Origin of the sequence: Rahnella victoriana (assembly GCF_021276285.1) — a bacterium.
GTDB classification, from domain to species: Bacteria; Pseudomonadota; Gammaproteobacteria; order Enterobacterales; family Enterobacteriaceae; genus Rahnella; species Rahnella victoriana.
The window spans coordinates 3512124-3534540 of record NZ_CP089919.1 but is presented as its reverse complement, the minus strand read 5'-3'; the positions used below and the strand labels follow the sequence as shown (position 1 = coordinate 3534540).

Here is a 22417-nt window from a genome sequence, read left to right as displayed (position 1 = left end):
ATTTTTTTCACTGCTGATCGCTGGAGAAAATCCCCGCGCTGATTATTGCACCGCCGATTTCACGCTGACCATAAAGCAGCGGTACCGGATAACCCATAGCCACCGTATTCACTGGCGAGCCGAACGCATAGTTGGCTTTGTTATCAGTGCTTGAGGAAGATCCAACATTGAAACCCGGCTGCGGCGTCAACATTTGAACTACACCACCGAGCATCATGCTTAAACCAACCCCCGATAAAATAGTCGCCGCAGCCATAGAAGCGGTCGCGGTGCCCGCTGCTGTGGCCGACACTGCAGCTCCCCACGCAGCCATAGTCGTCCCTGCTGTAAAAAATGCTGCAACTAAAGCCACTGCACCAATGACGAGTTGTAAGGTCCCTCCGCGCTTTGCGCCTTCAATGACTGGCACCATGGTGTATTCGGTAGCTGCCGCTGACATGTCGAATTCTTCGATCGAGATGTTGTTCTTGCCGTTATAAAAAGCGAATTTCACCCCGTTGAGGTGAGCATTCGATACGTACTTTTTGAATCCCTGCACCTGCGAGCACATCGCGCGCAGAAACTCGTTTAGATCCGCCACGTGGAACCGGTGAACTTTACCGAATTTCTTCGCAAGACCACCTTTCAGCGTCATTGTCTTAAACATGCATTAACTCCTTACGGCGGACGACGCGCACCGTCCGGTCACGATAATATTTGCCGTACGGAACGCGGGCAGAAAGGTTGCCAAACAGGTGGTGAACCATGATGTTTTCGCCAAGATAAATCGCCGCGTGATTGGTCACCGGCGCCTGAACGCGCATCATGATCATGTCTCCCGGCCGCATGCCGCTGGCATCAACCTCTACGAACCCCTCCGCCTGCCAGTTATCGTCATAAAGATTTTCCTCTCCATTAACCCACCATTCACGGTCAACCGAGTAGTTGTTTACGATAATGCCGTGTTCCGTCCGGTAGTAGTCCATGATGAGTGACCAGCAGTCAGCATGCCCCAGCACCCAGCGCCGCCCCGAGAGCTCACGATCGCCGCGCGGTGACAGCGTACAGAAATCACCGTCCGGCCACGACATGATCCCCCACTCAACGCCGGAGTGGTCGCACTGGATGCGGTCCATTTCTGACGGCACCAGCTGCACCACATCGGGGTGCGAGTGGATCACCATAATGACATCACCCAACTCAGTGGCTGCCAGGTAGTCATCGGGCGAAAGCGTGAAAGTATCAGCAGGTTTATCAGCGATATTTCGGCTGGGTATGAACCGCTGACCGGTACCGGTTTCAACGATCAGGCCGCAGGCTTCGTTTGGATATTCGGCTGATACATGCGCACGGATTTCATTCATCAGTTTTTCGCGCATGGTTATTTACCCTGTAAGTTTGCCGCCGGAAACCCGCCGAATGGCAGCGGATTTTCTGTACCGAAACGCAATTTGCAATCTGACATTCGCCCACCACAAACGTCGAGCGCCGGATTATTTGTTGGCGTGCCGTCTTTGAGGAAGTAATTTGAACCCGCGTAATCACACCCGGTGCCAGTGCGGTACCAACCTCGCATGCACCAGGTGCACACTGGGGTTATCTGGCGGGTCGGCAGTTGTAGGCTCTGGACATCGAAAGGAGAACACAGCTCGAAGTCGACCTGAATGCGCGTCTCGGCTTTTTTGGCGTTGATATAAAAGAGTTGAACCCGCTCTTCCGTCTGGCTGGCTGTGGGGTTACCGGATGTCCAGTTAGCCGCATCGAGGTATTTCGCCAGCGTCGTGTGAACTTTGACTTTCGCCTTCACCATATCGTCATACTGCAGGCACAGCGCCGTGACGTAATTGCCTACGTTACCGATAGAAAGCGTGGGTACAGGCTGAGAACCCGTACTGGTCAATTCAAGACCGGTAAGCTCATAAGGATGGGGATCATATTCATTGCCCTGCCAGATAATGGAGGGCAGGTTTTCCGAGGCAAAAGCATTCCAGCCTTCGAAGTCGATATTGTGCGCATGGAAGCGCAAAACAGTATCCAAACCAAATTGAGTACCATCAATCTCAATAAGCTGGATCAGCTGCCCCGGCTCAAGCGCCTGTACATCCTGCGTAAAGCTCATGGTTTCTCCCAATAAAAAAAGCCGCCCGCAGGCAGCCTTTCAGGACTGTATTAATATTAAGGCGCAAAGGCCCTTTCAAAGGTAAAAGTCAGCGTGGCTTTATTACCGGCGGGAAAACTGACCGAGAGGGAGTCAGATTTGACACGCCATAAATATTTCTCTCCCCAGGGATTTGTCCACCAGAACGATGAAATTACGTGGCTCAGTAAGAATTTCCGGATCGTAGCCGCATCCGTTTTTTTTCCGGTCCAGCTCAGGCTCCAACTTTCGTCGTTCACGTTAATGCCGCTTTCGGCAACCTGCTTATAGCCATCGCCAAACTGTGCCTGCAGCGTTCTGACCGTGTCGGTACCCTGTGCACTTTTTTGCGTTCGCCAGGTAAAGGTATCAGTCGCCATATCTCACCCATAAAAAACCCGCCGGAGCGGGTTGATGATATTGAATAGGTTTATTTAATTATCTTTATCAAGTTGGAAATGCAAACTAGAATGCCATCTCACTTTTACAACTTAGGAATAAAAAGTATTGAAATTATTACAACAAAAACGACGCCAACTATAATAAAAAGATATTTTGGATAATTAAAATCAGGCATCCCCTCTTTGTTAACCACCTCTTTTTCAGAGATCTTCTCTAAAGATATTTCACTCCCGCAATGTTTGCATTTTTTAGCTTCGATATTAACTAGCTCAGCACAATATGGACATTTCTTAACACTTACCGCATTGATTTTTATTCTATCTCCAAATATAGCCAACAATAGGCCACAAAGAGTAATAAAACCACCTGCGATTATTCCGTTCTGCCTGGTTGAAATCAGGCCTATATTATTCACTCTATAACCAGCCTCAGTGGCAACGCTAACGTCCATTAAGGTGGCTGAAATGATAATAACCATGCCAATAACAAATGCTACGAACCCTATAATTTTCACAACAATTCCCCAATCCTTTATGAATAATCACATCCTACCATCAGGGAAAATCAAAACAATTACTTTCAAAGCATCAATAATTCATTCACTTTTTATACAACAGCCCCCCCGGCGACATTTCCTTCCTGAGCCTTTCAGACAGAACCTGCTGAACGATGCCCTGCAGCTGTTTGGCAGTATTTGTCGTATCACTGAAGCTGGTTTCACCCGCAGCTGACTGTTGGTCGATGGTCACCGGCGCATAAACGCTAATGCCGGAAGATCCAAATCTTCCCCCACCCAACTCTGAATTACCAACATAGCCACCCGTTGCATACCCTTTCATCAGGCGATAAAGATTGGCTATGCCCAGACGGCTGGTCGCCTCCTTGGTGAAAACGAACTCTCCGCCGTGAACGATGCCTTTAGGTTCATACTTACCGCCGTGCCCGGTGTAGCCGCCCACGTCAAACTCCCGGATGTAGCCGCCGTTATAAGCCAGCTGTAAATTACTGTAGGCGCCCGAGGAAAAGGATGTGTTTGAGGAGGATTTGACACTGCCTGCACTTATCCATCCCATCGCAGACTGAATCGTATAGGCAACAATCAACCGGCTGATAACCTGACTGATCATTTTTAAAATTGAGACGCCAAACTCTTTAAAGCTCGCTTTACCGGTAGTCGTCAGACTCGTCAGGCTGTCAGCAAGACCATTGAATCCCGCCTGTGCGACCTGCTGAACGGAAGTGAAAACATCCGTTGCTGATTCGGCATATTCTGCCCAGCCCTGTTTCGCGCCAGTCACCCAGTTTGACCGCAAAGCGTCCTCTGCATCATACGTTTTCTGTTGTTCCTGCAGAACGCGTTGCTGGGCAGAGGGATTAAACACATAGGTTTCCTGCAGACGCTGCAAGGTGGCCGCGCGGTCAGCCTGACGAGAGGAAACCCCCTCCGCCTGGGCATCCAGTGCGGCGCGTTTTGCCGACTGCTGCTGGGCAAATTTATCGGCCTGATCGGAAAGCGCATTTAGTCGTTGCTGGGCAACGACCTTATCGCCCAGCGCAGCCAGTTGCCGCTTGTACTCCAGCGTTTCATCTTTATGTGCCAGCAGGGATTTTTCCTGTGCAGACAATTGTCGGTTGCTTTCCGCCTGCTCGAGTACTGCGTACTGATTTTCGGTTTGCCACAGATCTTTGCGTTGCTGGCTGATAACATCGTTTACGCTGGCATGCTGCTGCAACACGTTCAACTGTGCCTGCAGAGACAGTAAATCGCCTTGGGCGCTGTCTTCTGCCCGGTCTCCCGCAGAAGTGGTGACCCGCGTTTTTTTCGGTTCTTGCCGTTTCTTGGCCTGCTCAACTTCTTTTTCACGCAGGACAATGAGTTTTTGCGCATTCGCGATAGCGGTAGCATCACCCGAGAAGGCAATTCTCCGCGACTGTTCCCTGGCGTCTTTGAGTTTAGCTTCAGCTCCTGCAACAGCATCCGTAGCCAGATATTCCTTATTTATCCATTCCACTGATTTCTGTGTTGCAAGGTTACCGTCTATCGTGGCTTTTGTGAGGTCCCCCCTTAACTGCTTCGCCTGCTCAAGAACGCCAACGATGGGATCAATAGCCCCCCCTAATGCGACGTTTTGCTTGCCTAAGTTCACACCCGAATAATAATTTCTGACAGCCACTTCCGCGTCGGTCCACGCATCCGGAATACCGAGAACCTTAAGTCGGTGCGCTTCGATCTGGGCATTGAGGCTGGTAAAGTCAGATGATCCTTTGTATTCACTGACCTTAGCTTTGGCGTCGAGATAACTGAATCCGACTGCAATCATTTTCTGCGTTGCTTCGTCAGCGCCATCTTTCGTGGTGATGAAGAGATCGGCGACACTTTTAATCGAGTCGCCAGACGAATCAGCAATAGCGCGAATATTTTGCGCCAGCTTTTCCGCAGCACTGCCACTTAACCCTAACGATCCCTGAATGATTTTGCTGGCTTCTGCAATCTCCTGCCGGCTTTTATATACAGCCATGCCAAGGCTACCAAAGACCACGGCGCCAACGCCGATCGCAGCATTCAGCGGGGTGATATATGTCAGCAGTATTTTGGCAACATTCGCGACTCCACCAAACGAATCTTTAATCTGCCCTCCCTGCTGAAGTAGAATTAGCCATGGGCTTTGCCCGCCCGCCAACTGGGTAGCAATATCGGTAAACTGTGCCGGCAACATACGCATGGCCGCTTTATATTGTCCGATAGAAATACCGGCCCGTTGTGCAGCAAGTTCCTGTTTAGAGAATGCCTGCTGGACCTGCGTCCCGGCTTTCGTCGAGTCCGCCCCTAAGCCGGTAAATTGCTTGCGGACATAACTAACCTGTTCATTAAATTTTGCGGCATCAACATCAAGGCTGACAACCAAATCACCCACGGGCTGGGCCATAGCGAACTCCTCCTGACAGACCTTCTGCGATAGCCATTAATTGTTCATCATCGAGATCCGGCTGCTCCTCCACCACATGAGGTTTTAGCAGACTGAAATGGCCCAGGTTAATATCGGTTTCCCCGCATACCAGCGACAAAATATTAAGGTTCAGCGCGGCGAAATGTGTATCAAGCAGCGCATCTTCGAAGTAATGGGACTCATAAAAGCGGTGCCATTCCTCCAGATCGCTGGAGGACATATCAGAAAGCATGGCGCGCCAGTCAGGTCGTTTGAACTCACGTGCCAGCTTCATGACAAAATCCTTTTCACGGGTTAGCGCTTTTCCGCTGTTTCCCCGGTATTGTCGGCGTTTTCAGATCCCTGAGTATCCTGTTCGTTTACCTGAAGGTTTTCGATCATGCCCGACAGCACCTTGACCTGAGTATCCGCCTTCCCGATGGCCTCTACCGGCCATGTGCTCATCACCTGTTGCTGGAGGTCTTGAATATCCGGCTTCGGTGACTCGCTGTGCCACAGTGACATGGCGACCACCATCGCACCCGCGCGGATATTCAGTTCTACAAGCGAGGCGGACAGGATTTGTTGGTCGGGTTCATCTTTGGGCAACGTTTTTTCCTGCGCGGCCAGATAATGCAACAGCTCGACGCGCTGCAGAGCCGACAGTTCGCAGAGCGTGGTTTTTGCCCCATTAAACTCAAACAGTTCCGTTTTTAAAAACATGCTCGCTCCGTTATGCCGCCGTGACGGTCAATGTGCAGATAGCTACTTTCTGGCCATTATTGGTCATCACGATGATTTGTGTAGTGCCCACTTTGAGGCCCTTCGCTGTGACTGTATTACCCGATACCGTCAGCGTGGCGACGGTCTGATCTGCAGACGCAACATTAAACGAGCCGTTTGTCGCCCCGTCAGGAAGAACCGCCACAGTTATCACCGCATTTTGTCCGACCACCACGCTGGTTGTTGACGGCGTGACGGTAACGCCGGTCACCGGTAAAGCGGCGGTCTGATTGCTTTCGGCCAAAGCAGGTTTGCCCGTATTGGTGATCTTTACCGTCCGGGTAATCACCTCTTTTACCGGGACCGCCTTACCTAGGCTACTGATCCAACCACGGAAGACATCGACAGCAGTATTGGGATAACGGATTTTGTACCCGCGCACCGTGCCATCGTAAAACCAGTTAACCAGATCCTGCTGGCCGCTTTCTCCTGGCTTCCAGGCCAGTGTAAAAGATGTGTCGCCGGAGGATTTAGCCCCCTGCGCTGTGCCGTTCCAGTCGGCGTCGGCATCATCGAGATATGTGTCGTCATAGGATTCGGCCGTCATTTCACCCGGCGTCAGCTCCTTGATTTTTGCCAGCCGTGTCCAGTCCTGATCCGATAACGGATTGGCATAGGGATCACCGCTGCCGGTGTAAATCCAGAGTGTTGTGCCCGCGCCTTTGGTCGGTTCGAGTTGTGTGGTCATAAATTCCTCACATTATGTAAGTCAGGGTGTAACGCAGGTCAGCGGAGCCCCACGTCGACATTTCATCATCGCGTTGATAGTCATAGCCTTCGGGCGTGATGTTTTCGATAAGGTCTGAAAGTGCCGGGATGTCACCCACTACGGGGTAAATGTTTTGTTCCATCCACAGGTCGAGATTGGTGTCAGGACTCACCGCCTTAAGAAATATCTCGACGTGAAGCGTTGCCCGCCACTCATCTTCATCAAGGGTTTCGCCGGTGGGTTCAGCACCGGAAAGGTAGACGGCTACGGCAGGCAGGTCTTCAGCGGTAAGAAAACTTGGGCGGCCGTCATACCAGGTGACGGAAGGATCGGTCACCGAAAGTTTCAGCGCATCCAGCACGGCTTTGCGGATTTTGGGGTGCTTTATCATCGTTTAATGATCAGCCTCAGTTGATTTTTCAGGGCGGAAGCCATTTCTTTCGGCATATCGCTTTGCATCAGGCGGTTTGTTTCTGCGGTATACGCTTCCGTGAGTGGTGTGGTTAAAGCTATCTTCACGACCTCAATCGGGTACCGGCTTTTCCCGGAACGCTGGAGCACATGCCACCGGCCGTTAGCCAGTTGCTGAATAAATGCATTCCGAAATGTAAAGCGGCCTATTTTGAGTACGCTGCCCTGCCCGTGTATGTTGCCCTGACGGCGTGAAACACGCATATGCGCCGCGCCCAGCTTGATGGCCGGTAAATTACCCCGGTTGATTTTTAACGTGGCAACCGGCCGGTTTATCGTGGCCTTTTTCAGTTTTGCACGCTGCATGACCAGCTTTCTCGGCACCTTTGTTTCCTTTGACACCGTGCTGCTGCTGCGACTGATGGCCCGCCCCGCCACCCGGTTAACCGCCTGCGCCGAGGCGCGGGGAACAGCCGTCGAACTGATACTGTTCATATTGGCGATGGCCTGCTCAAGCCCTTTGATGGTCATATTCCCTCCCCTTACTCCAGCCAGATTTGCGGCTTCCCGTTGAACATCTGATGACGGGTGACGATGTAACTTTCTCCCTGATAAACCACCTGATCGTTACGATGCGGCCGGTAACCGGGAGAAAAAACCACTACAGATAGGCCATCGCCGCTCACTGGCCCCATCTCGGGCAGAAAATGGCTTTCAACACCAATGAACACGGTGCCATTAATCACCACCTCCCGCCCAAACCGCGCGGTCGTTACCGCATCCATCCGCGCGGCAAACGCATCAAAGGCATTAGCCATTGATTTTCACTTCAACGACGGTGCTACCCGCGGCGGCAGCTTCCCAGGCAATGCCGGCGGCCACGGCATCCGCAGACGCCAGCTGGATTTCGCCGTCCGCGATATATACTTTTGTGCCTGCGGGAATGGCATCTACGGAGACTTTTGGCAGCAGGAATACCCCTTCAGCCATGCCTTCACCGGTTTCATTCGGGGCAATATCCACCAGAGAGACAGCCACCAGGGAACCCAGTACCACGGGATCGCCGCTTACGATTGCAGCTGAGCTGGTGTTGGTAATGGAAATCGTCTGTCCTTCCTGTACAAAATTCTTAGCCATTGGAAAACTCCAGACGCCCCGGAAGGGGGCGAATTTTAGGTATAAAAAAAGCCCTTACGGGCATTCGGACAACGGGGGGATGATTACTGGCCGGAGGATTTCACCAGACCGCGGTAATCGAGCGGCGCAACACCGGCATCAATGCGCACTTTCGTCGCAATGCCGTCAGAACTGAACCCCTCCTGCTGATCGATGTAAGGCAGCTCGACACCGTTGAGATAAGCCACCTCGATGGTGTCCATACCCTGTGCAGCGGCCAGGTACCAGGACTTGGCACTGTTGTCGTCCAGACGCGGTTCACCGATCACCGTTGCAAAGTTCTGGATCGGGTTGATGATACCGGCGTTAACGTCGGCGCCTTTCACGCTGGCAGATTTAATGGTCTGGTTTGCCACGGTTTCGAGGGCGGTAGGCACCAGCAGGAACGCCGGGCGGATATTCAGGGTGCGGCTGGTGGTTGGCTCTTTCTGCACGCGCATCAGCTGGCGGCCCGCATCCAGATTCGTGACATCAATGGCACCGGTTGCTAGGTTTTTATGATCGCTGCTGAACAACGCCTTGCCGTCTGACAATTTCGGGTTGCTGGTCAGCACGGCATACACCAGATCGCCGATCGTGGCTTTCGCGGCGCGGCCCATTTTCATCGGCACGTCGGTCAGTTGGTTCAGATCGTCATTGATGATGGCCTGACGGGTAATGGAGAAAATTTCACCGTAAGTGGCCAGCGCAATGGTCTCGCTGTTATCGGTCGTCGTGACGTATTTGTACTCTGCCCCTTCGCGTACCTTACGCAGCGACGGGAAGCCTCCCAGCCCGACGCGGTGAGCCGTTTTAAAGTCGGAGAGTTGCCCTTTCTTCGTCCAAGCTTCAAAGGTCTCCTGAGACTCTTCCCAGCCCTGCAGCAGAGATTTGTTCGCCACATCCAGCAGAATATTGCCGAAATCGGAGGTGGTGTGCGTCATCGCTAATCCCACCATCTGCATCGGATTGTAAGCGGCAACGCCGACCCCGCGCTCGGTCAGCGACATTCGTGCGTATTCACGCAGGGTCATGCCGTTATACACGTTGTCATTCTGGCGGTCTTCATAGCCCGCGCGCGCCATCAGCGCCTGGCGGATCCCGTCGCCGGTGAAATTCCCGTTGCTGGCATGAATGTGCGCATTATTGCCGTTTTTATTGGACGGACTGGCGTCTTTGCCCAGCATGACCAGCAGCTTGTCCTTGGCCTGCTCGACCGTGCAGTCGATGTCTTCGATGCACGTCGCCTGCAATTCCTGATGGCGGCCGCCGAACATCGCGAACAGGTCTTTGATCCCCGTTACGCGCTGTTTCTGCGCCGCAATCACCTGATTACGAATGGTATTTTCATCCAGTGCGGCGGGGGCAGGAACAACCGGTGCAGCGGGCGAATTCTGCGGCACTGGCGGGTTCTGGGTAGTCGCTTTCGGCTTAGTGATCATGTTTTTCAGTGCGTTAGGCATAGCGTCGAATTCCTCGATACGTTTTGAATTAATGCGGGCCATTGCCTGCACCGCGGTAGAGATCTGGTCGGCAAAACCGTGCTCAAGGCATTCATGAGCGGTCATCCACGTTTCCTCACCCAACATCAGGGCGAGTTCGTCGGAGGTTTTACCGGTTTTTTTGGCATACGAAGGGATCAGCACGGCCTCGACCTTATCCAGCAGGTCGGCGTAGTCGCGCATGTCGTTGGCGTCGCCGCCGGTGATCCCCCAGGGTTTGTGGATCATCATCATGGCGTTTTCAGGCATGATTATAGGGTTACCCACCATGGCAATCACCGAGGCCATTGAGGCGGCAAGACCGTCGATAAACACGGTTTTGCTCGCCGTATGGCTGTTAAGCAGGTTGTAAATGGCAATGCCGTCAAAGACGTCGCCGCCCGGCGAGTGGATATGCAGATTGATATGATCCAGATCGCCCAACGCTTTCATGCTGCTGGCGAACTGGCGGGCAGTGACGCCCCAGTAACCAATCTCGTCATAAATATAAATATCGGCGGTCTTGTCACCGCTGGCCTTCATGCGGAACCAGCTTTTATCCCCCGCAGAGGCTTTGGGTGACGCCCCCAGTTTATTTCTTGGATTCTTTCGCACTGGCTTCCCCTTTATCGTTTGCCGGGTCCGTGTCGAAGACCAGACCTAACGTTTTGTTTTCATCAACTTCCGCTTTGCGGCGGCGTTTAACATCACCAGGATTCGCACCGCGCGCCCTGACCCAATCCCCTTCCGTCGCAGCGCCACCGCGCAACAGCACGCGCCAGGAATTAGCCTCTTTCATCGGGTCAATCCATGGCATTACCGGCCCGCTGTAAACCGCATTAAACAACGTCGCCATATCCACATCAGGCGGGACATTGATCACGCCCGCCGTGATCGCCATTTGCAACCAGCTGCGGTACATCGGGCGGGTCACTGCTGCGATAAAGGCATCCTGAAGAATTCCGTAGCCTTCAAAAGACTCAACCAGCTCCTGCCGCTGTGAGCTGTATGTACCGTTGTAGTTACGCGAGATGCTGGAAAAGCTGCTTCGGCTGCCGGCGGCCACCGCCCTGAGTTGCCCGTTTCGGAACGACTCAAGGTTAGGATTGGGACGATCCGATTTAATCATCCCGATTTCTTCGCCGGGCTCTAGGTCATCAAAGAGCATGCCGGGCTCAATATTGAGCTCGCGGGAGTCCTTACCATTACCATCCGCGCTTTCGTAAGATTGCCCGTCTCCTTTTTTGACGTACATACCCAGCGCGGCAGCAATACGTGCGGCCGTCAGTTCAGAATCTTCATACTCTTTCAGTGCGCTCAGGCGGATCAGAATGCCGGACAGCAGGCTGTTTCCCCGGACCTGATGAAGCCGGCGCATGAATTTCAGGTGCATCATGCCGTCTGCGGCGATTTCTTTGGTGTTACCGAGCGCCACACCTGAAGTCACCAGATTTTTATAGACGACATACTTTGTCGGGCGACCCCAGTCGTTGAGATAGATCCCCTGACAAACACCCTTCCCGGTATCGTTCATTTCTAAAGGAATGTAGTCCGGCTCCAGCGCCTCAACCCAGAATGGAATTTTCGCCGTCGGGGTAAGTCCGGGGGCTGAACCCCGTACCATCTGGCCAAAAACCTCTCCGTCGCGCAGCCAGGTTCTTGCCATCAGCCGCTCAAGTACGGGGCGGGTAAACTGCCCTGTCACATCGGGCGAAACGGACCACTCTGCCCAGGCTGCCCGTATTTGTTTTGAGAGCTCATCGGCCACCAGCCCCGTTTTCAGGATGGGCTGCGGGTCAACCACAATTCCGCGAGCGCCGACAATGCGCTCTTCGAGTTTATCCAGCAGGCCAATCACCAGATCGTGATTATTGTCCAGCCAGCGTGCCTGCTCCCTGATCGACCGGCCAGCAAACTGCGTGAGCTGATTTGCGTTGCGGTTTTCCCGCTTCGCCCGGTGCGTACGGGTCGGCAATGCTGCCTCATAGGCATTGATAGCCACACGGGACCGCAACCGGGAGGCTTTCCAGCCCGGCGAAAATATGCCAATGGCATCATCAATCAGGCTCATCGCGGAAACCTCGCCAGCCGGTATTGCGGTCGCCCGCGCTGCGCTGCCAGTAACGTGCTGAGCCGTCGCTCCCATTTCTCGCGACCCTTTTGTATCTCGCTTAAGTTTTCCATCGTCATGGACTGCCCGTTGAAGGTGATGGATTTCCCCTGCAAGACGGCGCGTTCAGCGGTCATATACTGCTGGATCATGTCTTCAATATCGGCCTGATTCATACCCAGCCTCCTGATGTCGATGGCGCCCAGGCAGAAGGTTTATCCTCTGTCTTAGCACGGGTTGTTTTCGGTTTTGGGTGATTACTGCGGGGTTTCGGTGCGGGTGAGTCAGAAGGTGAAGACGGCGCGGACTGTTCAATGGGTTGTGCCCAATCAGGCGGTTTTTCCCAGTTTATCCGTTCGTACCCGCGCAAAATCACCAGCGCATGGGCGTAAACCATCAGGTCAAACGCTTCGTTCGCTCCTTTGCCAGGTTTCGTCCATTTGCCGTCAGCACCCCGTTCTTCATAGGTCAGTTCGTCGTAAAACCACTCCCCCAGCCAGTCAGGAAAGTGAACGTAGTTAGCCCCCGGCGTATCGCGCTGAAGCGCATTACTGATCCGGTCTTTAAGCATATTGGATTGCAGAAGATAGAGGGGCACGTCGCCGCGGGCCTCCGCCCGGCGGTTTGGGCGGTCGGTATTGTCCGGCAGTGACTTGGTGATCAGCTTGCTGCGGGTGGTGCTGTCGCCTTTGAAGAGATAAACGCGCTTGTGCACCCCATCACGGCGGCATTGACGCCAGAACTCATAGGCATTGCCGGTGACACCGTCTTCACCGCCGGAATCGACGGCCATCGCCAGCACGGGCAGAAAAACACCCGGATTGCTGTTGAGTGGCCACTGCTTATCCAGTACGTCTGTTCGCAGTAAATCCCAGTCTTCCAGGTAGCCAGCCGGGTCAATCGGCAGGCTTTCGCCGTTCGGCCCCGTGCGCATCGACTGTTTAATGTTGTATCGGTCAACGACCCAGCGCTCACCGTGGGCGCCATAGCCGATCACCTGCACAACGAACCGCCGGTTGCGTCCGCCCTGTACGTCAACGGTCGCCACCAGAAACCGCACCCCGTCAGGCACGGTGCGCTTGGTCACGGTCGAGGCGCGCGCCATGAGGGTTTCGGATTTGCGCTGCTCAACGCTGGACTGAGGGATATAAGGCAGACCCCAGTCAGTATTGATCACCGCTTTAAGGGTTTCTTCACTGCCGTTCGCCTCGTAGTCCTGCTGAGCGGAAAGCAACTTGTAGACCAGCTGCGAAAGCGTTTGGTACGCCGCGGCAGGCCCCTCCATCCAGAATGACGCAATGCGCGATCGTCTGGCTGTCCCCGTGACAGTGCCATGACGGTCAATCTGTTCACCGTCACGAAGCCAGACGCCTCTCTGATTAAGTGCGCGTTTCTGACCTGCTGTGATTTTTCCCCGGCAATGCGGACACTCTATGAATGCCGCCTCGCTGGCGACCACAGGGTCGGCAATATTCTGATAACCCTGTACAACGTCTTTTGCGGGCTGGAAGTGTTCGCCGCAGTGCGGACAAGGCCAGTACCAGCGTCGGCGATCGCCACGGTTATATAAAGAAAGAATTCCGGTGGTCGGCGGGGCTTCATGCAGTGAACTGCGGCGCCATTTGGTATCACGAATATCGCGACCCGGTGAGCTCTCCACCAGCGTCATGCCCGAAGACATAAATGTCGTCGTACGTTTTGAGGCCAGCGTAAAAGCGTCACCCTCACCGTCAATATCTTCGGGGAATCGGTCATAGTCCGTCAGTGCAACGCACTTATAATCGGACGAGGACATAATATTAATAGAGGGCCAGCCGATTTTGAGGTAGTTCCCTGCCCGGAATGTCCGGTCGTATACATTGTTATCATTACGGCGCGGGCTCAGGCGTTTAGCCACTTCCGGGCTGCTGCGAAAGGTCCGGTCAAGGCGCTTTTTGCTGTGCTCACGCGCCTTCTCTTCCGTCATCTGGATAAGCAACATATCCGAAGGGTCGCAGACAACGTTGTAAACAATCCAGCCGTCAATCAGACCGATGGTTTTACCTGTCCGGGACGGACCGACGAAGATCACGGCGTCGTACTCGCGGGATGCCAGGCAGTTCATGGGGTCGACAACATACGGTGCAAGATTCGGATCCCAGGGAACGGAGTTTCCCGCCCCCATTGGCACGCGCATATATTGGCTGACCGCATCGGCAACCAGCATGCGCCGCGGTGCGCGAAGAATGCCCGGTACATCTCTCCGGATGCCACGCGCTGAAGCCCGCTTTGCCATCAGTCCTCCTCAGACGTGACCTCCTCCGGCTCTGCATCAGTGACCTTCTGCGCAATCTGGTCACGCAGATCATCAATAATATCTTGTATACGCATCACGGCGGACGGCGGTAACGCGCAATCTCGCTCGAGTACGTCCGGCAACGTTTCCAGCACCTGAACCACGGCTTTCGCCATCACTGAAAACTCTCTTGCCACATCTTCTGCAGGAATGAGCTGCCCCATGCTTTGTTCAAAGGTCAGCCGCTCATTCTCGGCTTTCCAGTGCGCCAGCCGATCGGACGGCGTCATTTCTGCCACGTCGCCAGAAACCGTCGGGATCATCAATTCGGTTAACACATCGGTGACGGAAAATAATTTCAGTTTCGCGTTACTGCCCGGTGCCGGATCGACGTTTTTAAGGCGCGCCGCGACCGTCTGCCGATGCACACCGGTGATCCCTGCAAGCTGGTTGATGTTGAGTTTGAGCGAGGCAATTTCTTGGTCCATGATGGTGAACACTTTTTAAACGATTCGACATCTTTGCAATTTCGCATACTGCAAAATCAATAACCTGCACAGATGATGATGATGACCCTAGATCGCGAAAACTAGCCGTTTTCCGCGAGTCCGCCGCCCCGTGGCAAGGCCCCCTGCCGGGAGTACCTTTCATTGCTAATAGTTTCATTTGATACTATAATTCAGGACTGGCATTGCATTGTTACCCGAATTGCACACAGGCGCATATTGGTCACCATCAATAGTGACTTTCATAATGAAGCACCTTTTTATTGACATAAAAAAACCGCCCAAAGGCGGTTGTAGTATTTTCATCGCAAGGAATTAATCTTTTTTTATCACAACTTCTTGCGGCTTCATTTGTTGAATCGCTCTGCAAATACAGTAGGGAATAACGGCCCATGCAATACCCATCGCAGCGCCAGCAGCTTGCTGTGGAGCACTGTTTGCAGCAAATACAGACAGTACGCCTTGGACGAAACCAATTACACCGCAGATAAGAGCAATCACCCATAAAGCTTTCATATAAAACAAACCCCTGTTCGTTAAAGAGTTTTAATTTTATATCTAAGACAATTCCTAATAAAGCATTATCACAGGCATTCAGTGAATGCCTGCTGTAATGCCAACTCAGTCCGCAGGTTGGATTTCGACGTAGTATTCCTTGCCCTGCTCGAACTGATTGAATGCGTCAGGGTTTGAAATATGCATCTGAATCTGGCCGCCCGGAGTGAGCTTTGACCAGGCTTCATTTTCGTGGCTGCCGGAAGTAACCACGCTCATGTGAATGGTGCGGCTTGAATCGTCATCTGCCTTCTGAATGAAATGGCAGCGGAATTTTGCTTTTACGGTCATGAATTTTTCCTGTCAGTTAATTTGGCAACGTTTCTGGGCTTCAGCGGCATAGCCCTGAAGATACTGGATCACTTGGTCGTCTCTGCTGGTTGACTCTCTGAGACTGAGAACAGCTGATCCACCTGCTGGCGTGAGGTCGATTTGTACTGCATCGCCCAGGCTGCCGGTGCCGGAAGTCGTGTCCCGGATGAGCTGTCTGGTGGCAAGGTTTGCTGCCGCGATCCGCACCCGGCGAGTACCAGCAGCAACATCAGCACGCAACTTCTCATTCTTGGCCTGTTCATCTGCCATTTCCTTTGTGTGCTTGGTATCAAGCGCCGCCAGCGCGGCCTGTGCCGCTTCGGTGCGCTTTTGCTGGTTGGTAAGGTCAATGACGGCCTGATCGCTTTGTTTCTTCAACGCGGCGGTGTGGGCTTCATTGCGTTTGGAAACGTCGGCGTCCCAGCGCAGTCCTTCAATCCACCAGGCCAGCGCGGCTGCCAGCACAATTGCGACTGCCGTTTTCCAGTAAGCCTTCAGCAGAGCAGTAAACAGCGATGTTTCCACTGGGGGATCCTCAGATGCCTAATGCCTTTTTGGCGACAGCATATCGGGCCTGACGATCAGCCAGACCGTTGTCACCGCCGTTAATGCGCTTGGTCAGCCCCACAAAGTCGCCGGAGTCGGCAAAGCTATTGCAGTTATTGGCCTTCCAAAACCAGCCCGCCGACCGCGCCGCGTATTCATCCTGCAGCAGCAGATCAGGATTGCTGATCAGGTCGATACCCAGCGCGCGGCCACAGGCCAGATAATTATCGAGGAACGTGATTTGCTTCAGACCGCGCCCACGGAATTTATACCCATCACCCGCCGCTTTGTTGCCGTACCGGCCACCATAGGCAAGATTGGCAATTGCGCGCTGGCGCTCTACCGGCAGAGGTCCTTCCCCATTCCGGCGACCGAGCTGTTCCCGTTGTGATGCTGTGAGGCGGGTAAACACAGCCAGACCAGCAATCGAATAGTTGAACGACTCGGACAGCGTTTTAAAGCCGCCTGATTCCGTGCCAATCTGAGCAATGAATGCCGCCTGGCGCGCTGGCGTGGAAATATCGAATTCAGCCATCGTTGATACCAGGTGCGGATACCAGCGCGTGGCTAAGTCGGCGCTAAGTGAAGCCGCCCGGGTAAATTGGTCTTTTGTCATTGCGGAAGTCTCAGGACTTTAATGATTTTCGCCACGTTCCCGCGCACGGCGAATATCGCAATGCAGATAACGAGGTTCAGTAAGAGGATGGCCCAGCGCGTGCCGTCGTAATGATCGAACAGGAAGCGCAGCGGGACATGGCCGTAAATCAGGATCAGCAGGTAGGCCAGCCACGACGCCCAGCGGCGGTGTGTAGCCCCGTTCTTTCGAAAGAAGCTCAGCCGGATAACCACCAGCGTACACACCACCACGTTCAGGATTACCAGCGGGTCATTTATTACCACTTTGCCCCCTCCACCGATCAATCAGTGATGTTGGGTTCTTTGCCCGGTTGCTGGCGAACGTAAGCAGTTGCACCGCCAGTGCGGAGATGATCACCGCGCCCAAGGCATCCAATGGTTTATCAGGGTAACTGAGCCAGACAGCCAACTTCGCGCCAGCAACACCGGCACCCAGTAGGCCACACATGAATGAAACGCCGAAATACGAAATGCGACGCCACGCTGACAGGTCAACGGCTGACGTGACGTAGAACACAGCGCCAGCAAATGCACCGAAAACCACACCGTAATCCAGACCGGTGAACCAGCCGAAGACGCCAACTGTGGCAAGCGCCGCTGAAGCCGCTGAAGCTGATACCGGCTCGGACATTGATAAACCCCTTATCGCTGTTATTGTCCTCCACGAATCGAGGGCATAAAAAAGCCCCAGACTATGCCGGGGCTGTAATGTGTTATGAGGTATTCGACTGTTCAGGGAATACTTCTCCCAACGTCTGGTTATACCGTTCCTCTTCGAGTTCCACGCCCAGCGCGAAACGTCCCAGCTTGATGGCCTCTTTTATCGTGGAACCTGATCCCATGAAAAAATCAGCCACTACATCACCCGGTCGGCTGCTGGCGTTGATGATGTCTCTCATCATCTCGGCTGGCTTTTCGCAAGGATGTTTACCGGGATAATACGGAACTGACTTATACGTCCACACGTCAGTAAACGGTACGAGACTCGTTACTGTGAAAGGCCGCCGCAACCGCTTTAGCTCATCCATCAGATCCGCATAACGTCTGGATAATGAATGATATTCAACTACCAACTGATGATGAGGAAGTTCCAACTCTTGCCGGGCATGCTTTTCGCGGGCTACGCGATCAAATAAGCCTTGAAGCGCCAGATAGTCTTTCTCACTGGGTAATTGCCACTGGCTCTCACTGAACCAATGTGAAGCCATTTGCTTACCAGTTGCCTGATGAATTTCTTTAGCACTTATCCCCAAGGCTTTGCGGGCATCACTAAAATAATCAACCAGAGGCTTGAGCGTATTTTTGCGCTGTTCCTTGCACTGCGCGGAATAACTTGATGCCTTACCTCTATAAGGACCGCTGTAATGCTCAGCAAAGAGGATCCGCTCAGTGGCTGGGAAATACGACCTCAAGTCTTCTTTGTGCTGCCTGTTCCATGGCCCAGAAGGTTTGGCCCAGATGATGTGGTTCAGAATCTTGAACCGCTCACGCATGAGTACCTCCGTGTCAGTTGCCAAACGCGAACCGCAAAAGACGTACAGGCTGCCAGAGGATTTTAGTACGCGCCAAAACTCCGCAAACATCTCGTCAAGCCATGCCAGATAAGATGACTCGTCAGGCCATTGATTGTCCCATTTACATGATTTAACCCTGAAGTACGGAGGATCCGTGGCTATCAGGTCAATGCAGTTATCAGGTAAAGTTTTGATGTATTGGAGTGAGTCAGCACAAACAATATTTATACTGTTTAAATTCACAGTATTTTTCATAGATCAGAGACGCCCTTTTTGATAGGCTCCATTTGCTGTGTGCACATCAGCAATGGGCCTCGGTTCGCTCGTGACCAACTAACGGGCGAATGGCGTGCACGATGTTATCAGCATCATGTACGCCGCCCATTCCACAAACAGTTAAGCCCTGGCAGATGCCGGGGCATTTTTTTCATTTAATAAAACTTATCGCTACTGGTGTCCTCACAACCGAATTGAGGGCATAAAAAAAGGCCGCCCGCAGGCAACCCATTGAAATACTGATTTTGTCTAATTGATGATCCCAAACAGCTTTGCCCAATCCTCAACCTGAGATCGGTAAACAAATTGCACAGACTGAATGGGATAATCTGACTCATTCTCTACGAGTTGCGCGAGACAAGGAAACTCCTTTGGAGCCAGGCGCAAAATTTCTCTTTCAAGTTCGTCAGGTTCAAAAATAGATGGGAATTCTTCATCAAGATGGAGGTAGTCTTTAACTATCCATTCGCGGTATTCAAATTCATTGCTCAGAAGTTTCATGCCCGTTTTCTCGTGTAATGTTTTGCATAAGATAGCAGGCAATTACCGAACGAACGAGATTGTAGCAGCGTCATTTTGCATGACACTGATCCCCATACTTTTTGCAATTTCCTCCACCTCATTTCGGTATAGAAACTTTGCAACATCAGGCTCATATGCGCTTGCTCCCCTCGTGATGCAAGCAACGCAAGGAAATTCATGGGGCATTTGGGCTAAAAGCTCACGTTCAAGCAAATCGTGGTCGAACAAAGGACTTAAAGAATCATCAAGGCGCAGAAAGTCGTAGGTCATCCACATCTTGTAATCGAATTCGTTCTTTAGAAGTTTCATAGCCATCTCCTTTTTGAAAAAGGATAGCAGCCATTTTTTAAATCGTTTTGGAAGTATACAAAAAAACCCGCCGGGGCGAGGTTCTGAGATTGTCTAAGCTTTGTGACTACGTGACCACTCTTAACAGATTACAATGATTTTTGCGGACCGCACTAATGATTTATTAGGAATCTGAGTGTAAATTAGTTTGAGCATTAGAAAAAAATAATAACCAATTGAAACTATTAGCCAATTACCCATAAAATGGACTTAATTATGACTGCACAAGCGACACATCAATCCCAAGAAAAATCCCCTAATACAATAGTCTCGGTTGTCGTACACGATTTAGTCAAGAATGAAGGCGTATTCACTGTCGACCCGCGTGACGAGCAACTCACTGTTACAAGCACTGTTCAGCGACTCGTAGACGAACTATCAGATACATATGCAAAACGAGCTGGCAAATCGCATGGCCGATTTGAAGATGATGAGGAAAATTTCCCCGTAAAAAAATATGTTCGAGAGCACTTTGTAACTCGTGAAAGCGGCTTCTATGAATTATCCATTCTAATGATGAATACCCTGGCTACAAAAGCTTCAAAAACTGCTGCGACAGGAGGACATGTTTTTATATGCCACATCACTCGCGATAAAAAAGAATTTTTATATGTTGCTATATTGACTGAAGAGCTTGGTGCGGCACTTACTGCAGACAAGGATGTTGAAGACAGCTTGTATCTCGACATAAATGGATTTCGGCTAGCTGGCCGCATTGATATAACTAGCTGGACAGATGGCTCAGAAAGGTATTTAAGCTTTATTAAAGGTAGAAAACAAGACAAGGTATCTGAGTATTTTAAAGCATTTCTGGGCTGTAATAGCAATATCGTTGCTGCTACCGAAAGCAATACTCTAATCGCAGCTCTTGAAAGCTTTGCAACTTCAAAAGCTTTCAATGAGGAAGAGCGTGATGCATTCTTCACTAAAGCTCATATGATTTGCTATGATTTAGCTAACAACGACGAACCATTGCATATTGAACCATTTGCCAATGAACTATGGCCTAGTGACCCGGTTGAACTTGTTGAGGTACTATCTTCACCTGACATCAAGCTTACCGAAGGTTTTGTTCCTGACAAGCGAGTTCTACGCCGTCTGGTTAAATTTTCTGGAAAAACAAAACAGTGGAAAATTGAATTTACCAGGACAGCTATTCAAGAGGGTCAAGTTGTCTTCAATGAAGATGAAACCCTTACTATCAGAGATTTACCTAAAGATTTATTGGTACGTCTTAGAAAAGAAATACAACCAGAATCTTAAATAGATGAGTAGAATTAAGTTTTCCGATCTTGAAAAAATCTACCATTGTGTACGATTTGAGCACGATGGTAGCGGTGGTAGTCTTACACTTTCTGATAAAGAAATGGTGGACTTAATCACAAATCTTGTTTCGGATGACAATGCTGATGACTCTGGACTTAGCTTAAAAAATGCACAACCAGATAGCATTAAAGAAGGTGCGACAATTGATTTATTTATCGAGAAACCGAGAACTGGGCTCGGCATCCTAGCCTTGAATTTTGATGCTCTCTTGAAAAATACGGGCTGTTGTTTTGAGGAAAAAAATAATTATCATTTAATAGAAGAGAATTTCTATAGTAAAAGCCTTGAAGCACCACTAAGTATTACTAAATATAGATTATTAATTTCTTTCATAAAAACATTAAAAGAAGCCGCTGCCTATTTCGATAAAGATAAAGGCGAATTTATTTTCATTGATTCTGGCAGGTTTTCTCTACCTGTAAGATACATTAGCAGTGATATTGAAAATGCTGATATGCAGCACTTGGACAAAATAAAATCCTCGCTTGAGGATGGGATGCATCGGGATCAAAAGCTAGCAATACTCGGAAAATCCGTCATTAATCTAGTTAAAAATATACCATCAGAAATTAGATTTGAATATCTATTGGCTAATTTAGAGACACTTCAAATTAGCTTTTCCGATGGATACAACATTTTCGCCTCTGATTTTTCTTATGAAAAAATACGTGATCAACTAGAAGCAGCAAAGGTTGAATACACAGGAAAAATTCATAAAGCAATAACTGACATTCAAAACCAGATCCTTGGTATACCTGTAGCAACGGTTATAGTTGCTACCCAGATGAAAAAATCGGCTGATTTTGGTTATGAGTTTTGGGTTAATATTGCAGTTTTAATAGGTTGCTGGATTTTCACTCTTCTTGTTGCTCTTATGGTGTGGAATCAAAAACATACTTTAGAAACACTCAGTGATGAGATAGAGCGACAAGATGAAAAAATGAAGAAAGAATACAAGGGCATAGCTAGTAGCTTCCAAAATATATTCGCCACATTAACAAAAAGAATTAAATGGCAAAAAAAAATACTCTGGGTTGTACTGATTGTCCTTGGTGTAGGCTTTTCATTAGCACATATAGCTTTTTTCATGCTAACTCCGCATGCTTACATAAGTTTTAAAGCACTCATAGAGTGCTTTATTAATACATTAATCGGATCCTAAGGTAACACTTAAAGTACTTAAGCATCCCTCAATAAAACCTTCAGCTAGCATCATTTTTATTCTTATAAGCTTTTCACTCTTTTTTTTCCTCCTTCCTATTTCCCTTTTGGATACATTATAAATGTAATGCAAAATAATCAATTCAAATTCATCTACCCGGCTTATTTTTAACCGGGCTACGCAACCATCAATAACTAATCCGTCATCATCACTACATGAAGGTTTTGAGGAACCCGATGGTGGCAAAAGACCTTTAAACCCCGCAGCAATTGGGGAGTAGTCAATACCACTGTTATCTCTCGCCCAAACGCCCCAACGGGATAAAATTTCCTGCATATCACGCAT

30 protein-coding genes are annotated in these 22417 nt (G+C 50.8%); 2 read left to right on the top strand and 28 right to left on the bottom strand.

Annotated features, from left to right (window positions below):
• Window positions 1–7: 7 nt before the first annotated feature.
• From J9880_RS16360 to J9880_RS16230, 27 genes are all read right to left on the bottom strand, one after another.
• Complete coding sequence (locus J9880_RS16360) at window positions 8–646, bottom strand: tail assembly protein (RefSeq protein WP_131693148.1); 639 nt, start codon at window positions 644–646, stop codon at window positions 8–10.
• Window positions 639–1358: a C40 family peptidase gene (locus tag J9880_RS16355; protein ID WP_232769630.1), complete on the bottom strand. Its 720-nt coding sequence runs from the start codon at window positions 1356–1358 to the stop codon at window positions 639–641. Before J9880_RS16355 ends, J9880_RS16360 begins: the two co-directional genes overlap by 8 nt.
• A 2-nt stretch (window positions 1359–1360) precedes the next feature.
• On the bottom strand, window positions 1361–2098 hold the full coding sequence (locus J9880_RS16350; RefSeq protein ID WP_131693150.1) for a phage minor tail protein L: 738 nt from the start codon (window positions 2096–2098) through the stop codon (window positions 1361–1363).
• Window positions 2099–2154: 56 nt separating this feature from the next.
• Window positions 2155–2496 (bottom strand): phage tail protein, encoded by a 342-nt coding sequence (locus tag J9880_RS16345; RefSeq protein ID WP_131693151.1) that lies wholly within the window; start codon window positions 2494–2496, stop codon window positions 2155–2157.
• 104 nt (window positions 2497–2600) lie between these two features.
• Window positions 2601–3032: a zinc ribbon domain-containing protein gene (locus J9880_RS16340; protein ID WP_131693152.1), complete on the bottom strand. Its 432-nt coding sequence runs from the start codon at window positions 3030–3032 to the stop codon at window positions 2601–2603.
• Window positions 3033–3117: 85 nt separating this feature from the next.
• The gene (locus J9880_RS16335; protein ID WP_232769629.1) at window positions 3118–5445 is read right to left on the bottom strand and encodes a phage tail tape measure protein; all 2328 of its coding nucleotides are present in this window, start codon (window positions 5443–5445) and stop codon (window positions 3118–3120) included.
• Window positions 5426–5740, bottom strand: coding sequence for a phage tail assembly protein T (locus J9880_RS16330; RefSeq protein WP_133822252.1), 315 nt, complete (start codon window positions 5738–5740; stop codon window positions 5426–5428). The genes J9880_RS16335 and J9880_RS16330 overlap by 20 nt, the downstream gene beginning before the upstream one ends.
• Before the next feature lie 20 nt (window positions 5741–5760).
• A complete protein-coding gene (gene gpG, locus J9880_RS16325; RefSeq protein WP_133822251.1) occupies window positions 5761–6168 on the bottom strand; it encodes a phage tail assembly chaperone G in 408 nt (135 codons plus the stop codon).
• Between the two features lie 10 nt (window positions 6169–6178).
• Complete coding sequence (locus J9880_RS16320) at window positions 6179–6916, bottom strand: phage tail protein (protein WP_133822250.1); 738 nt, start codon at window positions 6914–6916, stop codon at window positions 6179–6181.
• 7 nt (window positions 6917–6923) lie between these two features.
• Complete coding sequence (locus tag J9880_RS16315) at window positions 6924–7328, bottom strand: phage minor tail U family protein (protein WP_232769628.1); 405 nt, start codon at window positions 7326–7328, stop codon at window positions 6924–6926.
• A complete protein-coding gene (locus tag J9880_RS16310) occupies window positions 7325–7879 on the bottom strand; it encodes a phage tail protein (RefSeq protein WP_232769627.1) in 555 nt (184 codons plus the stop codon). The genes J9880_RS16315 and J9880_RS16310 overlap by 4 nt, the downstream gene beginning before the upstream one ends.
• A gap of 11 nt (window positions 7880–7890) precedes the next feature.
• Window positions 7891–8166, bottom strand: a complete 276-nt coding sequence (locus tag J9880_RS16305; protein WP_232769626.1) for a DNA breaking-rejoining protein — start codon at window positions 8164–8166, stop codon at window positions 7891–7893.
• Complete coding sequence (locus J9880_RS16300; RefSeq protein WP_232769625.1) at window positions 8159–8485, bottom strand: DUF2190 family protein; 327 nt, start codon at window positions 8483–8485, stop codon at window positions 8159–8161. Before J9880_RS16300 ends, J9880_RS16305 begins: the two co-directional genes overlap by 8 nt.
• Before the next feature lie 83 nt (window positions 8486–8568).
• Window positions 8569–10527: a ClpP-like prohead protease/major capsid protein fusion protein gene (locus J9880_RS16295; RefSeq protein WP_232770482.1), complete on the bottom strand. Its 1959-nt coding sequence runs from the start codon at window positions 10525–10527 to the stop codon at window positions 8569–8571.
• Window positions 10528–10576: 49 nt separating this feature from the next.
• The gene (locus J9880_RS16290; RefSeq protein WP_232769624.1) at window positions 10577–12055 is read right to left on the bottom strand and encodes a phage portal protein; all 1479 of its coding nucleotides are present in this window, start codon (window positions 12053–12055) and stop codon (window positions 10577–10579) included.
• Entirely contained in the window at window positions 12052–12270 is a 219-nt protein-coding gene (locus J9880_RS16285; RefSeq protein WP_131693174.1) for a hypothetical protein, read from the bottom strand. The genes J9880_RS16290 and J9880_RS16285 overlap by 4 nt, the downstream gene beginning before the upstream one ends.
• Window positions 12267–14369, bottom strand: a complete 2103-nt coding sequence (locus J9880_RS16280; protein ID WP_232769623.1) for a phage terminase large subunit family protein — start codon at window positions 14367–14369, stop codon at window positions 12267–12269. The genes J9880_RS16285 and J9880_RS16280 overlap by 4 nt, the downstream gene beginning before the upstream one ends.
• A complete protein-coding gene (locus tag J9880_RS16275) occupies window positions 14369–14857 on the bottom strand; it encodes a DUF1441 family protein (RefSeq protein ID WP_232769622.1) in 489 nt (162 codons plus the stop codon). Before J9880_RS16275 ends, J9880_RS16280 begins: the two co-directional genes overlap by 1 nt.
• A 333-nt stretch (window positions 14858–15190) precedes the next feature.
• Window positions 15191–15391: a hypothetical protein gene (locus J9880_RS16270; protein WP_095921843.1), complete on the bottom strand. Its 201-nt coding sequence runs from the start codon at window positions 15389–15391 to the stop codon at window positions 15191–15193.
• Window positions 15392–15496: 105 nt separating this feature from the next.
• Window positions 15497–15721, bottom strand: coding sequence for a type 2 periplasmic-binding domain-containing protein (locus J9880_RS16265; protein ID WP_232769621.1), 225 nt, complete (start codon window positions 15719–15721; stop codon window positions 15497–15499).
• A 12-nt stretch (window positions 15722–15733) separates the two neighbouring features.
• Window positions 15734–16267, bottom strand: coding sequence for a lysis system i-spanin subunit Rz (locus J9880_RS16260; RefSeq protein WP_232769620.1), 534 nt, complete (start codon window positions 16265–16267; stop codon window positions 15734–15736).
• 10 nt (window positions 16268–16277) lie between these two features.
• Entirely contained in the window at window positions 16278–16904 is a 627-nt protein-coding gene (locus J9880_RS16255; RefSeq protein WP_232769619.1) for a glycoside hydrolase family 19 protein, read from the bottom strand.
• The gene (locus tag J9880_RS16250) at window positions 16901–17188 is read right to left on the bottom strand and encodes a phage holin family protein (RefSeq protein WP_131693178.1); all 288 of its coding nucleotides are present in this window, start codon (window positions 17186–17188) and stop codon (window positions 16901–16903) included. The genes J9880_RS16255 and J9880_RS16250 overlap by 4 nt, the downstream gene beginning before the upstream one ends.
• Entirely contained in the window at window positions 17175–17555 is a 381-nt protein-coding gene (locus J9880_RS16245) for a phage holin family protein (protein ID WP_131693179.1), read from the bottom strand. The genes J9880_RS16250 and J9880_RS16245 overlap by 14 nt, the downstream gene beginning before the upstream one ends.
• Before the next feature lie 82 nt (window positions 17556–17637).
• The gene (locus tag J9880_RS16240; protein ID WP_232769618.1) at window positions 17638–18693 is read right to left on the bottom strand and encodes a DNA-methyltransferase; all 1056 of its coding nucleotides are present in this window, start codon (window positions 18691–18693) and stop codon (window positions 17638–17640) included.
• 270 nt (window positions 18694–18963) lie between these two features.
• Window positions 18964–19215 (bottom strand): hypothetical protein, encoded by a 252-nt coding sequence (locus J9880_RS16235; RefSeq protein WP_232769617.1) that lies wholly within the window; start codon window positions 19213–19215, stop codon window positions 18964–18966.
• Between the two features lie 42 nt (window positions 19216–19257).
• Window positions 19258–19545 carry a hypothetical protein gene (locus J9880_RS16230; RefSeq protein ID WP_232769616.1) on the bottom strand — a complete coding sequence of 96 codons (288 nt, stop codon included), beginning with the start codon at window positions 19543–19545 and terminating at the stop codon, window positions 19258–19260.
• Window positions 19546–19800: 255 nt separating this feature from the next.
• Here J9880_RS16230 and J9880_RS16225 point away from each other — a divergent pair, with 255 nt between their 5' ends.
• Together J9880_RS16225 and J9880_RS16220 are read left to right on the top strand one after the other, a co-directional pair.
• Window positions 19801–20847: a nucleoid-associated protein gene (locus tag J9880_RS16225; RefSeq protein ID WP_232769615.1), complete on the top strand. Its 1047-nt coding sequence runs from the start codon at window positions 19801–19803 to the stop codon at window positions 20845–20847.
• Window positions 20848–20851: 4 nt separating this feature from the next.
• Window positions 20852–22072: a hypothetical protein gene (locus tag J9880_RS16220; RefSeq protein ID WP_232769614.1), complete on the top strand. Its 1221-nt coding sequence runs from the start codon at window positions 20852–20854 to the stop codon at window positions 22070–22072.
• On the opposite strand, the gene J9880_RS16215 is transcribed toward J9880_RS16220, so the two are convergent.
• Window positions 22058–22417: an antiterminator Q family protein gene (locus J9880_RS16215; protein WP_232769613.1), complete on the bottom strand. Its 360-nt coding sequence runs from the start codon at window positions 22415–22417 to the stop codon at window positions 22058–22060. The genes J9880_RS16220 and J9880_RS16215 overlap by 15 nt on opposite strands.

Coding starts and splice junctions, on each gene's coding strand:
- J9880_RS16360 (WP_131693148.1), bottom strand. CDS start 646: ATGTTTAAGACAATGACGCTGAAAGGTGGTCTTGCGAAGAAATTCGGT.
- J9880_RS16355 (WP_232769630.1), bottom strand. CDS start 1,358: ATGCGCGAAAAACTGATGAATGAAATCCGTGCGCATGTATCAGCCGAA.
- J9880_RS16350 (WP_131693150.1), bottom strand. CDS start 2,098: ATGAGCTTTACGCAGGATGTACAGGCGCTTGAGCCGGGGCAGCTGATC.
- J9880_RS16345 (WP_131693151.1), bottom strand. CDS start 2,496: ATGGCGACTGATACCTTTACCTGGCGAACGCAAAAAAGTGCACAGGGT.
- J9880_RS16335 (WP_232769629.1), bottom strand. CDS start 5,445: ATGGCCCAGCCCGTGGGTGATTTGGTTGTCAGCCTTGATGTTGATGCC.
- J9880_RS16330 (WP_133822252.1), bottom strand. CDS start 5,740: ATGAAGCTGGCACGTGAGTTCAAACGACCTGACTGGCGCGCCATGCTT.
- gpG (WP_133822251.1), bottom strand. CDS start 6,168: ATGTTTTTAAAAACGGAACTGTTTGAGTTTAATGGGGCAAAAACCACG.
- J9880_RS16320 (WP_133822250.1), bottom strand. CDS start 6,916: ATGACCACACAACTCGAACCGACCAAAGGCGCGGGCACAACACTCTGG.
- J9880_RS16315 (WP_232769628.1), bottom strand. CDS start 7,328: ATGATAAAGCACCCCAAAATCCGCAAAGCCGTGCTGGATGCGCTGAAA.
- J9880_RS16310 (WP_232769627.1), bottom strand. CDS start 7,879: ATGACCATCAAAGGGCTTGAGCAGGCCATCGCCAATATGAACAGTATC.
- J9880_RS16305 (WP_232769626.1), bottom strand. CDS start 8,166: ATGGCTAATGCCTTTGATGCGTTTGCCGCGCGGATGGATGCGGTAACG.
- J9880_RS16300 (WP_232769625.1), bottom strand. CDS start 8,485: ATGGCTAAGAATTTTGTACAGGAAGGACAGACGATTTCCATTACCAAC.
- J9880_RS16295 (WP_232770482.1), bottom strand. CDS start 10,527: ATGAAGGCCAGCGGTGACAAGACCGCCGATATTTATATTTATGACGAG.
- J9880_RS16290 (WP_232769624.1), bottom strand. CDS start 12,055: ATGAGCCTGATTGATGATGCCATTGGCATATTTTCGCCGGGCTGGAAA.
- J9880_RS16285 (WP_131693174.1), bottom strand. CDS start 12,270: ATGAATCAGGCCGATATTGAAGACATGATCCAGCAGTATATGACCGCT.
- J9880_RS16280 (WP_232769623.1), bottom strand. CDS start 14,369: ATGGCAAAGCGGGCTTCAGCGCGTGGCATCCGGAGAGATGTACCGGGC.
- J9880_RS16275 (WP_232769622.1), bottom strand. CDS start 14,857: ATGGACCAAGAAATTGCCTCGCTCAAACTCAACATCAACCAGCTTGCA.
- J9880_RS16270 (WP_095921843.1), bottom strand. CDS start 15,391: ATGAAAGCTTTATGGGTGATTGCTCTTATCTGCGGTGTAATTGGTTTC.
- J9880_RS16265 (WP_232769621.1), bottom strand. CDS start 15,721: ATGACCGTAAAAGCAAAATTCCGCTGCCATTTCATTCAGAAGGCAGAT.
- J9880_RS16255 (WP_232769619.1), bottom strand. CDS start 16,904: ATGACAAAAGACCAATTTACCCGGGCGGCTTCACTTAGCGCCGACTTA.
- J9880_RS16245 (WP_131693179.1), bottom strand. CDS start 17,555: ATGTCCGAGCCGGTATCAGCTTCAGCGGCTTCAGCGGCGCTTGCCACA.
- J9880_RS16240 (WP_232769618.1), bottom strand. CDS start 18,693: ATGAAAAATACTGTGAATTTAAACAGTATAAATATTGTTTGTGCTGAC.
- J9880_RS16235 (WP_232769617.1), bottom strand. CDS start 19,215: ATGAAACTTCTGAGCAATGAATTTGAATACCGCGAATGGATAGTTAAA.
- J9880_RS16230 (WP_232769616.1), bottom strand. CDS start 19,545: ATGAAACTTCTAAAGAACGAATTCGATTACAAGATGTGGATGACCTAC.
- J9880_RS16225 (WP_232769615.1), top strand. CDS start 19,801: ATGACTGCACAAGCGACACATCAATCCCAAGAAAAATCCCCTAATACA.
- J9880_RS16220 (WP_232769614.1), top strand. CDS start 20,852: ATGAGTAGAATTAAGTTTTCCGATCTTGAAAAAATCTACCATTGTGTA.
- J9880_RS16215 (WP_232769613.1), bottom strand. CDS start 22,417: ATGCGTGATATGCAGGAAATTTTATCCCGTTGGGGCGTTTGGGCGAGA.